Below are 12,058 nucleotides of genomic sequence, written 5' to 3' on the forward strand. Positions count from 1 at the left end.
TATATGAAAAATTGGTTTGACCAACACATTATTCCACAATTGGAATTTTTTAATGCAGAAACTGTCGGTTCTTGGTTTACTTTCAACCCAGCCGAACCGATGTTGTTTAACACAGCTCGTTTTTTTGCAATGTTTTTGGTGTTTTATGCGATTTATATTTCACTCAGAAAGACGTTTTATCCTCGTTTATTATATGTAATTTGCTTCTCGTTATTCTTTTATTATTTATCGAGTGGCGCATTTGTTTTGTTGATTTTGATTTCGTCTTTGTTTGATTATATTGTAACCAAACGGATGTATTATTCCAAATCTGAAACCACCCAAAAGGTGATTGTTTCTTTGAGCGTAATTGTAAATTTAGGATTGCTTGGCTATTTTAAATATATGAATTTCTTTATTGATTCAATCAACACGGTGAGCGAATCATATATCGAATTTCAGAAAATTGGTTTACCTGTTGGGATTTCGTTTTTTACGTTTCAATCGATTAGTTATGTGATTGAAATTTATCGTAAAGAAATTAAACCAACCAAAAATTATATCGATTACTTATTCTTTATTTCATTCTTTCCACAATTAGTTGCTGGTCCGATTGTACGTGCAAAAGATTTTTTATCTCAGATTTATACTGAGCTTAAAATCACAAAAGAAGATATGAATTATGGAATGCTTTTGATTATCGGAGGTTTGATAAAAAAAGTAGTCATTTCAGATTATATTTCTTCCAATTTTGTTGACCGCGTTTACGATTTACCAAACGCATACACACCGTTCGAAAATTTAATGGCTTCCTATGGATACGCAATTCAAATTTATTGTGATTTTTCTGGATATTCAGATATGGCAATCGGGATTGCGTTGTTGTTAGGATTCAAATTGCCAACCAATTTTAGAACACCATATCAATCCAAATCGATTACCGAATTTTGGCGTCGTTGGCATATTTCGTTGTCAACTTGGTTAAAAGATTTCTTATATATTTCCGTAGGAGGAAACCGTAAAGGTACTTTTGCTGGATTCTTATTTCCAGTGTTGTTTTTCGTTGCTTTATTTGGATGGGGAATTTATATGTATCAAACTTCTTATGTACCTTTAATTATCGCTTCTGGTTCGTTTTTAGTGTTTTGTATTTCATTTTTATTCGCAAAAGACAAAAAGAAAACGATGTTTACCGATGTCAATTTAATGACAACAATGTTATTAGGTGGATTGTGGCACGGTGCAAGTTTACGATTTATTGTTTGGGGAGCGTTACACGGAGGAGCTTTAGCAGTTCATAAACTATTTTTAGATTATTTTCCAGATAACGATAAAAAGTCACCGTTGAAATCAGTTTGGAATGTTTTTGCTGTGATTCTGACTTTCAATTTTGTAACCTTTTGTTGGATATTTTTCCGAGCAAAAGATTTTCCAACAGCATTAGATATTATCAAAAATATTGGAAATCTAACTTTCGATTTCAATCAATGGTTTATTATTTATCAAGGTTACACAAATGTTTTCTTGGTTATGTTATTCGGATTGGTTTGGCATTTTATTCCAGAAGCTTGGATGAAAAAAGTTCAGCATATTTTTATTGTTATGCCACTTGTCGGAAAAGCAATTATTTTGGCATTGGTTTATTGGTTGGTTTTCGCAACCGCACAAGAAGGACCACAACCGTTTATTTATTTTCAGTTTTAAAAATAGAACCACTTAATTTTTTTAGGTGGTTTTTTTTTTGAAAAAAGATTAACAAAGTTTTATAAAATTAAATTGTGCACAATTTAATTTTGTAAGTTACATTTGTAATGTAAAAAATAGAAATGGAAGATTTACTGAAAATATCAAATCAATTGTGTTTCCCGATTTATGCTTTATCAAAGGAAATCACAAATCAATACAGACCACTTTTAGAAAAGTTAGATTTAACTTATCCACAATATTTGGTTTTGATGGTTTTGTGGGAACATCAAAAATTAAATGTTTGCGAAATAGGTAAAATACTACGATTAGATAGTGGAACATTGACGCCTTTATTAAAACGATTAGAAGCGAAACAAATTGTTAAACGTGAACGTTCAAAACAAGACGAACGAATTGTTGATGTTTCTTTGACTGAAAAAGGAATTGCTTTAGAAGAAGATGCCGTTTGCATTCCAGTTCAGTTAATGGAAAAAGTTCAATTATCACCTGAAGAGATTTTACAATTCAAAACAATTATAAATAAAATTTTTAATACCATAGAAAAATGAAAACATTATATACAACTGCAGCAACTGCAACCGGAGGAAGAAACGGAAAAGTAACTTCTGAAAATGGAGTTTTAAACATTGATGTAAAAATGCCTAAAGCTTTAGGTGGCTTAAATGATGATTTTTTAAATCCAGAAATGTTATTTGCTGGAGGTTATGCTGCTTGTTTTGACAGCGCATTGAATATGATTATCAAAATGGAAAAAATCAAAACAGGTATGACAAGCGTAACTGCAAATGTAGCTATCGGTCAGAATGAAGCGGGTGGTTTTGGTTTATCAGCAGAATTACACGCTAATATTCCAGGTGTTTCTATCGAAATTGCGCAACAATTAATTGAAAAAGCACATTCAGTTTGTCCGTATTCAAACGCAACTCGTGGAAATATGGAAGTTAAATTAACAGTTTCTAATAACGAATAATTATGAGTTTAATAGAAGATTTGAATTGGAGACACGCTGTTAAAGCTTATGATTCAACAAAAAAAGTAAGTCAAGAAAATATTGATAAAATTGTAGAAGCAGCTCGTTTAGCTCCGACTTCATCAGGATTACAACCATTTAAATTGATTGTTGTTAAAAATCAAGATGTAAAAGAAAAATTGGTTTCAGGTTCGTTAAATCCGGAATGTATGAGAGATTGTTCTCACGTTTTAATTTTTGCAGCTTGGGATCGTTATACTGAAAAACGCATTGATGATATTTATGATTTAACTACAGATGAACGTGGATTAGAACGTGGACGTTTTTCAAGTTATACAAATATGATTAAAGAAATTTATCTGAAACAAACAGCAGAAGAAAATCACGCACATATTGCACGTCAAACTTATATTGCTTTGGGAATGGCGTTAGCTCAAGCCGCTGAATTAAAAATTGATTCAACTCCAGTAGAAGGTTTTAATAATGCTGTTGTTGACGAAGTTTTAAACTTAAACGAATTAGGATTAAAAAGCGTTTCGTTAATGTATGTTGGTTATTCAGATGAACAAAATGACTGGTTGAAAAATATGAAAAAGGTTCGAAATCCAAAATCTGATTTTGTAATCGAAATATAGAAAATCCACCAAAAGCTACTTTCAAATCGGAAGTAGCTTTTTTCTTTTTGGATTTTCTTAAAAAAAGTATTTTTAATTTTCTAAGGATTTGACACTTCAGCTATATTATTATATATTTGCAGCTTAGTTTAAAAAGATAACTGTATGTTCGATAATTTAAGTGATAAACTAGATAAAGCTCTACATATATTAAAGGGTCACGGTAAAATTACTGAGGTAAATGTTGCCGATACTTTAAAAGAAGTGCGTCGTGCCTTATTAGATGCCGATGTTAACTTTAAAATTGCGAAAGATTTTACCACTCGCGTAAAAGAAAAAGCAATTGGTCAAGACGTATTAACTACGTTACAGCCAGGGCAATTAATGGTTAAAATCGTTAAAGATGAATTAACAGAATTAATGGGAGGTGATGCAGCTGGTGTAAACTTGTCTGGAAATCCTTCGGTTATTTTAATGTCTGGTTTACAAGGTTCAGGTAAAACTACTTTTTCTGGTAAATTAGCTAATTTCCTAAAAACAAAGAAAAACAAAAAGCCATTATTGGTAGCTTGTGATATTTACCGTCCAGCAGCGATTAATCAGTTGCACGTGGTTGGTGAACAAATTGGTGTTGAAGTTTATTCAGAGCCAGAAAATAAAAATCCAGTTTCGATTTCGCAAAACGCAATCGCTTATGCAAAACAAAATGGATTCAATGTTGTTATTGTCGATACAGCTGGTCGTTTAGCAATTGACGAACAAATGATGAACGAGATTGCGAATGTACACGCAGCAATTCAACCTCAAGAAACTTTATTTGTGGTTGACTCAATGACAGGTCAAGATGCAGTAAATACAGCAAAAGCGTTTAACGACCGTTTAAATTTTGATGGAGTTGTTCTAACAAAATTAGATGGTGATACTCGTGGTGGAGCTGCGATTTCTATTAAATCAATCGTAAACAAACCGATTAAATTTATTGGAACAGGCGAGAAGATGGATGCAATTGATGTATTCTATCCAGATCGTATGGCAGATCGTATTTTAGGAATGGGTGACGTTATCTCTTTGGTAGAACGTGCTCAAGAACAATACGACGAAGAAGAAGCTCGTAAACTTCAAAAGAAAATTGCTAAAAACGAATTTGGTTTTGACGATTTCTTATCGCAAATTCAACAAGTGAAAAAAATGGGATCGATGAAAGATCTTGTTGGGATGATTCCTGGTGTTGGAAAAGCATTAAAAGATGTTGAAATTGAAGACGACGCTTTCAAACATATCGAAGCTATTATCCATTCAATGACTCCAGCAGAAAGAGCTAAACCTACATTGCTTGATGCAAAACGTAAAATACGTGTAGCAAAAGGTTCAGGAACAGATATCAATCAAGTAAATCAATTACTTAAACAGTTCGACCAAATGAGCAAAATGATGAAAATGATGCAAGGTGCAAAAGGTAAAAACCTAATGCGAATGATGGGCGGAATGAAAGGAATGCAATAAAAATATTAGAGGATTAAATTTCAATGAAGTTTAATCCTTTACATTTATATAAAAACAACAACAACACAATTAAGAATGCAACTACTAGACGGAAAAAAAGTTTCTGAAGAAATTAAAAATGAAATCGCTATTGATGTAGCTTTAATCAAAGAACGTGGAGAAAAAGTTCCACATTTAGCTGCTATTTTGGTAGGAAGTAACGGAGCAAGTTTAACTTACGTTGGAAGTAAAGTAAAAGCTTGTGAAAAAGTTGGTTTCGATTCTACTTTGGTTTCTTTACCTGAAGAAACAACGGAAGAAGAATTATTAGCTAAAATCAACGAATTGAATGACAATGACGATATCGACGGTTTTATCGTTCAATTGCCTTTGCCAAAACATATCGACGAGCAAAAGGTTTTAAATGCTGTTAATCCAGATAAAGATGTTGATGGTTTCCATCCAGAAAATTTCGGACGTATGGCTTTGGAATTAGAATCGTTTATTCCTGCAACTCCATTCGGAATTTTACAATTATTAGAGCGTAACAAAATCGAAACAAAAGGTAAAAATGTTGTGGTGATTGGTCGTTCTAATATCGTTGGAAAGCCAATGAGTTTATTAATGAGTCGTAAAGCTTATCCAGGAAATGCAACCGTTACATTAACGCATTCGGCAACTCAAAACATTGAAGAAATCACTCGTGAAGCTGATATCGTTATCACGGCTTTAGGAGTTCCAGAATTTTTAAAAGCTGATATGATTAAAGACGGAGCTGTTATTGTTGATGTTGGAATTACTCGTGTTACCGACGAAAATCATCCAAAAGGTTACGTTATTAAAGGTGATGTTGCTTTTGATGAAGTAGCTGAAAAGGCATCTTGGATTACACCAGTTCCAGGTGGAGTTGGACCAATGACTATTGCAATGTTAATGAAAAATACATTAATCGCAAGAGAACGCAAAGCAAAAAAATAATTTACGATTTTTATATATCTAACCATCTCATTTCGAGGTGGTTTTTTTGTATCTTCAAGTTTAAAAAAATTAAGATGAAAAAAATATTGTTGGTATTTATTTTATTTTCAACTTCAATTTATGGACAATTCTATAAAATAGTTGATAAAGATGGTTATGTGAATCTTAGAGATAAACCTAATTCAAATAGTAAAATTGTTTCTAAAATTAAATCGGGAGAGTATGTTTTAGAGTTCGATTATACGGATAATCCAAATTGGATGAATGTTGATTTTTCATCAAATAATGATGAATCTATCGGTGGTTTTATTCATAAGTCCAGATTGATAAGTTTAAAAGATTTTACTCCTATCAATTTTATAAAAACTATTGATAACGTTATGTATTTTGAAAATAAAGCCCTAAATATTGAAGTTGTAATTTCCATTGATGATTTTAATAAAAAAGTAGAAGGAAAATATTTATCTAAAAAAAACGGTTTTCTCGGTTCATATAAAGGAAAGGAAATTTGGGGTACTGATGGAAATATACCTCGAAAAAAATATAAATCTATTGTAATTATTCAGAAAGCTAAACGTTTTGAGATTCCCACATTAGAATTTGAAAATCTTTTTGAGCCTCATTTTTTTAAGGAACAAGCAGATAGTTTTTTTATAGACATTCGTTACGATTCAACTGATGATATTATAACAATTTCAAGTTTGAATTCTGATGCTGCCGGAGCTTATGCTGTTTTATTTGTAATTAAAAACGGTAAACTTATTAATAAGAAAACCGTGATTCCATTTTAATTTTTAGCAAATGAAAAGATCTTATATTATAGTTTTATTTTTCCTTATTCCATTAAGCATTTCTGCTCAATCATATCAACTACTTTTCGAAACTTCTTACGGAAACTTCAAAGTGGTCTTATATGATTTCACTCCCAAACATCGCGATTTAGTTTTAACTGCGATAAAAGAAGATGTTTATCAAGGAGCATTTTTCAATCGAATAATCGAAAACTTTGTAGTTCAAGGTGGCGAACATGATGATGAAATTGCAAAACGTGAAGTTAACTTACCTTTAGTAAAACGTAAACGACTACTGCCTGAATTCGATCTTCGCGCTTTTCATAAGCTCGGAGCTTTAGGAGCTGGAAGAGATGAAAATATCGATAAAGCTTCTTTCTTAAATCAGATTTATTTTGTCGTTGGAAAACCTGTAACAATGGAAGATTTACAGAAATTGCAAAATCAGAAAGGAATTAAATTCACTGATGAACAAATTCAAGCCTATTTAACTCAAGGTGGTTTACCTCGTTTAGATGGCGATTATACTGTTTTTGGTGAAGTTATAGAAGGATTCGATGATTAGCAAAACTAAGACAGATAAAAACGATGCTCCTTTGCAGACTATTAAATTTAAAGTTTGTATAATTGAATAAAATGGTCTAAAATATTAGGTATTATTCAATGTTTGTGATTAATTCTTTTGAAAAGTAATTAAAAATTATAAATTTACAGTTATTAATGTTTTTATAAAAAAATGAAAAAAAAATTACTCCTAGTATTATTTTTAGCTTTAAGTTTAAAATCTAATTCTCAAGATAGAAAAGGGCAATTTCGATTGAGTAATGACGATAAACATCAGTTAGTTATTTCATTTGAAATTCCAGATAATCAAGACAACGTTTTTGAATATTATTATAATCAAAACCAAGACTTTCAAAATTTTGTAAATTCTCATTCTTTACAATTAGAATCTGCTTTTCAATGGGATGAAGATCACTTTGAAACATTAAAAAAAGATGCAATTAAATATTCAAATTCGCATGCTGCAGTTTTGGTTTTGAAAGGCATTTATGTTGTTAATAACGATATTTCTAATCAAGATTTATACACGATTGCAACTCAATTAGAAACGTTTAAATTTGTACGTTATGCCGAATTAAATTCGTTAACTCCAATTGCTCCACCTTCAGTCGATATTCCTCCTGTAACACCGAATTATTTACAGCAACAAACATATATTCAGGCAAATCCTGGTGTTAATATGCAATATGCTTGGAATCAAGGTGTTTTTGGACAAGGAATTCGTGTTCGTGATGTTGAATATGGAATGTCACTAACGCACGAAGAATTAACAGATTCTAAATTCTCTAATGCAAATCCAATAAATACAGCAGTTGATCCAGGTTGGGTAGATCATGGAACTGCAACTGCGGGTGTAATTGCAGCTCATAACGGAAATTATGGAATTACTGGAATGCAACATGGAATTTCAGAGTTTAAAGTTTTTCCAGAATATACAACTTCTGGTTATAGTAGATTAGGTGCTGTAGTCGCTGCAGTAAATCAATCTCTTGCTGGTGATGTAATAATTTATGAAATGCAAACTGGAGGAGCTGGTGCTACAAGTGACGATCCAAATTATGCTCCTGCTGAATATGTAAATTCAATTTGGGATATAACTCACGCGGCAACTTCTGCTGGAATTCATATCGTAGCTGCAGCAGGGAATGGAAATCAAAATTTAGATAGTCCAGCTTATCAAAATTATATGAATCGTGGAGATTCGGGTGCAATTATTGTTGGTGCTGGTTCATCAACTATTTCACACGCAAGATTGAGTTTTAGTACCTACGGGCAACGTGTGAATTTACAAGGTTGGGGAATGAATGTTCTGACTTCTGGTTATGGAGATCATGCGCTTTTGGGTAACGATCCAAATCAATCTTATACACAATTTAATGGAACAAGTTCTGCAACACCTGTCGTAGCAGGATGTGTTATTGCGTTGCTTTCACGTGCTAAAGCTTCGAATGTTACTTTGACTCCTACTGAAGTAAAAAATATTTTGGTTACTACTGGATTTACTCAGGGAATAAATGCAAATGAGCCAATCGGACCACTTCCAAATATGCAAGCTGCTTTATTAAATTTGGATAATTATTTATTATCGACAAATAAAGTTGATGCAATTCCAATGAACGTTTATCCAAATCCTGCTTCAAATGAATTATTCGTTTCTTTTCCAGATGAATTTTCATCAAATGAAATTACGATTTTCGATACTTTAGGAAGACAAGTTTTTATGATGTCTAATTATGAAAATAATAGTTCGATTGATGTTTCTTTTTTAAATAGCGGAATGTATATTTTGAAAATGAAATCAAATAATGCAGAACAATCTAAAAAAATTATCATAAAATAGTTTTAGAAAATATATATCTAAACCATCTCAAATCGAGGTGGTTTTTTGTATCTTCAAACTTTATTTTGAAAATCAAATTTCATAATTCTTAAAATTCTCATATTTATATTTTTAACTAAATAATGCAAAATTTTCAATCGTTAATAGAATCTTTTTTCGAAGAGAAAATCATAAATCAAACGCAAGAAATTGAAGCAAAAGATTATTTTGGTTGCAATTTCGAAATCAAAAAATTAGCGATAAAATATCGTAAGGCTAAAATTACTCCTAAAAAAGTAGGTTGTTTTGTCGCTTTATGGAAACGTGATTCTGATGGAAAAACCATTCCGTTTGAAGCTTCAGATTTATTTGATTTTTATTTAATTGAAGTTGAAGATGATATTAATAAGGGAATTTTTGTGTTTTCAAAATCAATTCTAATTCAAAATAAGATTTTAAGTTCAGACAAAGAAGGAAAGCGTGGGTTTAGATTATATCCTTCTTGGTGCGTTTCTTTAAATTCGCAAGCAATGAAAACGCAAAATTGGCAATTGCCTTATTTTGTAAATTTGAATCAAAATGAAAAAGACAGTTTGAAACAATTCGATAAAATATTTAAAATATAATGTATCAAAAAATCATAGCAGAACAACAAGCAATCTTAAATAAACTAAACAAGCAAAAAACGATATTAAGTTGGACGCGTTTGGTTTTATTAATCGCAGCCATTTATTTTTTTTATTTAATGCTTTATAACCGAGATGGAATCTACGGATTTTACGCATTGATTTTATTCGTTGTTTTTTTAGTAATAGTAAATATCTACATTAAAAAACAAGAAAAAGTAATTTATCATCAAACCTTAAAAAAGATTAATGAAGATGAAATTGCCTTTTTAGATGGTAAATTTAATTTTGATGAAGGTAAAGAATTTCTAAATCCGCAACACGCATTTTCGTATGATTTGGATTTATTTGGACGAAATTCCATTTTTCAATTCATTAATCGTACAGGAACTTCCTTAGGGAAAAATAAATTGGCAGTAAGTTTGCAAGAAATTCCAACTTCCGAAACGATTTCTTTAAAGCAAAAAGCTGTTGAAGAACTAGCTTCAAAAACCGAATTTCGTCAGCATTTTCAAACTTTAGCAGCTATTGCAAATACAACTGATAAAGAAAATAACGCCATTAAAAATTGGACAGAAACGCAAACTGCAAAACCAAATAAAATCTTTTCAATTTTAGCAATTATATTTCCTTTGCTTTTATTGATTTCAATTATTGGTTCTTTCTTCGATTTACATCCAGTTTTCGATAAACTTACGATTTTTGTTTTCTCTTTGAATTTATTTGCTGTTGGAGCTTTCACAAAATTCATTTTACAAGAAATCGGAAAAGGTGATAAAATCGCTTTCAGCTTGCAGCAATATGCTAAAATGATTCGTTTTTTTAATGAAAATGAATTCGAATCAGCATATTTAAAACAGATTCAAGAAAAATTAAAAAATGAAAATGTAAATGCCAATGAAGCTTTAACTGAGCTTTCAAATATTTTCGAAAAATTAAATACCGTAGCCAATCTTTTTATTTTTATAGCTTTTAACGGAACGTTTCAATATCATTTTTGGGTTTATAAAAAGCTTCAAAATTGGAAAGAAAAATATTTAGCTTTTTTGTGGGATTCGGTTTCGATTATTGGAGAAATTGAAGTTTTAAATAGCTTAGCAAATTTTGCATACAACAATCAAGAATATGTTTATCCTACGATTACTCAAGATAAAATTCAGTTTGAAGAGTTAGGACATCCGTTATTATCTAAATCAAAAAGAGTTCGAAATTCGATTGATTTTACCAATCAACAATTTGTGATTTTAACCGGAAGTAATATGAGTGGTAAAAGTACTTATTTACGAACGGTCGGAATCAATTTGGTATTAAGTTATGTTGGAGCACCAATCGATTGTAAATCAGCTCAAGTTTTTCCTTTACCGTTATGGGTTTCTATGCGATTAACTGATTCACTTTCGGATAGCGAATCGTTCTTTTTCGCAGAAGTAAAACGTTTAAAACAAATTGTAACCGAAGCTGAAAAGCAACAAATATTTGTTTTACTTGACGAGATTTTAAAAGGAACAAATTCAGACGATAAAAAATCAGGAACGGTTGGTGTTATTGAGAAACTACATCATTTAAATGTTTTGGGAATGATTGCAACGCACGATTTAGAAGTTTGCGAAACTACCTATAAATATCCACAATCGATGCGTAATATGTGTTTTGAGGTTGAAATTATTGACAACGAATTACATTTTGATTACAAGCTTAAAGACGGCGTTTGCCAAAACAAAAACGCAACTTTCATTATGAAGAAAATGGAAATTATTTAATTCGATTTCAAAATTAGAATTCAATTAGAATTGACTTTAATTCGGAAAAACAATTTCTGAATTTGTTATATTTGTTTTTAAATCAATAAAATATGCAAATACTTGTTGTTGAAGACGATAAACGAATCAGTGATTTTCTTATCAAAGGATTAGAAGAAAACGGTTATTTGGTTACTTTGTGCAAATCGGCAGAAGAAGTTTTGCAAGATTTTTTATCTATTCAATGGGATTTGATAATTTGCGATATTATGCTTCCTGGAATTGATGGTATTCAGTTGGTTCAAACCTTACGATTTAAAAAAATATTTGTTCCAATTTTGATGTTAAGTGCATTGAATAATGTTCAAGATAAAGTTTCGGCTTTAGATTATGGAGCTGATGACTACATAACTAAACCTTTTCATTTTGATGAATTATTATCTAGAATTAAAGCTTTAACTCGAAGATTAAATTATAAACAAGAAGATGAAGTTTCTAAAATTCTGATTTTTAATGCGCTGAAAATCGATTTGAATCAATACAAAGTTTTTCTAAATGATGTCGAAGTTGAACTTTCTCCAAGAGAATATAAATTGTTAATTTATTTAATTGAAAATCAAAATAAAACGGTTTCTCGAATTCAAATTTTAAATGCCGTTTGGGGCATCAATTTTAATAATCATACCAATGTTGTAGATGTTTACATTTCTTATTTGCGTAATAAATTAGAAATGAAAGATTATAAATTTATTTATACAGTAAAAGGCGTCGGATATATGTTTAAGTAAA

12 protein-coding genes are annotated in these 12,058 nt (G+C 30.8%); all 12 read left to right on the forward strand.

Translation table 11 applies throughout. The features are described 5' to 3' along the window. The first annotated feature begins 3 nt into the window (after positions 1 to 3). The 12 genes from EG240_RS01985 to EG240_RS02040 all read left to right on the forward strand — a co-directional run bounded on the left by EG240_RS01985 (position 4) and on the right by EG240_RS02040 (position 12,057). Positions 4 to 1,683, forward strand: a complete 1,680-nt coding sequence (locus tag EG240_RS01985) for an MBOAT family O-acyltransferase (protein ID WP_125016872.1) — start codon at positions 4 to 6, stop codon at positions 1,681 to 1,683. Positions 1,684 to 1,805: 122 nt separating this feature from the next. After that, complete coding sequence (locus EG240_RS01990; RefSeq protein ID WP_125016873.1) at positions 1,806 to 2,234, forward strand: MarR family winged helix-turn-helix transcriptional regulator; 429 nt, start codon at positions 1,806 to 1,808, stop codon at positions 2,232 to 2,234. Further along, the gene (locus EG240_RS01995; protein WP_125016875.1) at positions 2,231 to 2,656 is read left to right on the forward strand and encodes an organic hydroperoxide resistance protein; all 426 of its coding nucleotides are present in this window, start codon (positions 2,231 to 2,233) and stop codon (positions 2,654 to 2,656) included. The genes EG240_RS01990 and EG240_RS01995 overlap by 4 nt, the downstream gene beginning before the upstream one ends. Before the next feature lie 2 nt (positions 2,657 to 2,658). Then, positions 2,659 to 3,291, forward strand: a complete 633-nt coding sequence (locus EG240_RS02000) for an NAD(P)H-dependent oxidoreductase (RefSeq protein WP_125016877.1) — start codon at positions 2,659 to 2,661, stop codon at positions 3,289 to 3,291. Between the two features lie 144 nt (positions 3,292 to 3,435). After that, positions 3,436 to 4,773, forward strand: a complete 1,338-nt coding sequence (ffh, locus tag EG240_RS02005) for a signal recognition particle protein (protein WP_125016879.1) — start codon at positions 3,436 to 3,438, stop codon at positions 4,771 to 4,773. A gap of 75 nt (positions 4,774 to 4,848) precedes the next feature. Next, positions 4,849 to 5,730 (forward strand): bifunctional 5,10-methylenetetrahydrofolate dehydrogenase/5,10-methenyltetrahydrofolate cyclohydrolase, encoded by an 882-nt coding sequence (locus EG240_RS02010; protein ID WP_125016881.1) that lies wholly within the window; start codon positions 4,849 to 4,851, stop codon positions 5,728 to 5,730. A gap of 74 nt (positions 5,731 to 5,804) precedes the next feature. Next, positions 5,805 to 6,521, forward strand: a complete 717-nt coding sequence (locus EG240_RS02015; RefSeq protein WP_125016883.1) for an SH3 domain-containing protein — start codon at positions 5,805 to 5,807, stop codon at positions 6,519 to 6,521. 10 nt (positions 6,522 to 6,531) lie between these two features. After that, entirely contained in the window at positions 6,532 to 7,086 is a 555-nt protein-coding gene (locus tag EG240_RS02020; RefSeq protein WP_125016885.1) for a peptidylprolyl isomerase, read from the forward strand. Between the two features lie 171 nt (positions 7,087 to 7,257). Next, positions 7,258 to 8,925 (forward strand): S8/S53 family peptidase, encoded by a 1,668-nt coding sequence (locus EG240_RS02025; protein ID WP_125016887.1) that lies wholly within the window; start codon positions 7,258 to 7,260, stop codon positions 8,923 to 8,925. Positions 8,926 to 9,047: 122 nt separating this feature from the next. Then, entirely contained in the window at positions 9,048 to 9,530 is a 483-nt protein-coding gene (locus EG240_RS02030; RefSeq protein WP_125016889.1) for a MepB family protein, read from the forward strand. Further along, entirely contained in the window at positions 9,530 to 11,290 is a 1,761-nt protein-coding gene (locus EG240_RS02035; protein WP_125016891.1) for a MutS-related protein, read from the forward strand. The genes EG240_RS02030 and EG240_RS02035 overlap by 1 nt, the downstream gene beginning before the upstream one ends. Before the next feature lie 92 nt (positions 11,291 to 11,382). Next, the gene (locus EG240_RS02040; protein WP_125016893.1) at positions 11,383 to 12,057 is read left to right on the forward strand and encodes a response regulator transcription factor; all 675 of its coding nucleotides are present in this window, start codon (positions 11,383 to 11,385) and stop codon (positions 12,055 to 12,057) included. The last annotated feature ends 1 nt before the right edge of the window (position 12,058 follow it).

Source organism: Paenimyroides tangerinum, assembly GCF_003865405.1.
Classification (GTDB): Bacteria; Bacteroidota; Bacteroidia; order Flavobacteriales; family Flavobacteriaceae; genus Flavobacterium; species Flavobacterium tangerinum.

Coding starts and splice junctions, on each gene's coding strand:
- EG240_RS01985 (WP_125016872.1), top strand. CDS start 4: ATGAAAAATTGGTTTGACCAACACATTATTCCACAATTGGAATTTTTT.
- EG240_RS01990 (WP_125016873.1), top strand. CDS start 1,806: ATGGAAGATTTACTGAAAATATCAAATCAATTGTGTTTCCCGATTTAT.
- EG240_RS01995 (WP_125016875.1), top strand. CDS start 2,231: ATGAAAACATTATATACAACTGCAGCAACTGCAACCGGAGGAAGAAAC.
- EG240_RS02000 (WP_125016877.1), top strand. CDS start 2,659: ATGAGTTTAATAGAAGATTTGAATTGGAGACACGCTGTTAAAGCTTAT.
- ffh (WP_125016879.1), top strand. CDS start 3,436: ATGTTCGATAATTTAAGTGATAAACTAGATAAAGCTCTACATATATTA.
- EG240_RS02010 (WP_125016881.1), top strand. CDS start 4,849: ATGCAACTACTAGACGGAAAAAAAGTTTCTGAAGAAATTAAAAATGAA.
- EG240_RS02015 (WP_125016883.1), top strand. CDS start 5,805: ATGAAAAAAATATTGTTGGTATTTATTTTATTTTCAACTTCAATTTAT.
- EG240_RS02020 (WP_125016885.1), top strand. CDS start 6,532: ATGAAAAGATCTTATATTATAGTTTTATTTTTCCTTATTCCATTAAGC.
- EG240_RS02025 (WP_125016887.1), top strand. CDS start 7,258: ATGAAAAAAAAATTACTCCTAGTATTATTTTTAGCTTTAAGTTTAAAA.
- EG240_RS02030 (WP_125016889.1), top strand. CDS start 9,048: ATGCAAAATTTTCAATCGTTAATAGAATCTTTTTTCGAAGAGAAAATC.
- EG240_RS02035 (WP_125016891.1), top strand. CDS start 9,530: ATGTATCAAAAAATCATAGCAGAACAACAAGCAATCTTAAATAAACTA.
- EG240_RS02040 (WP_125016893.1), top strand. CDS start 11,383: ATGCAAATACTTGTTGTTGAAGACGATAAACGAATCAGTGATTTTCTT.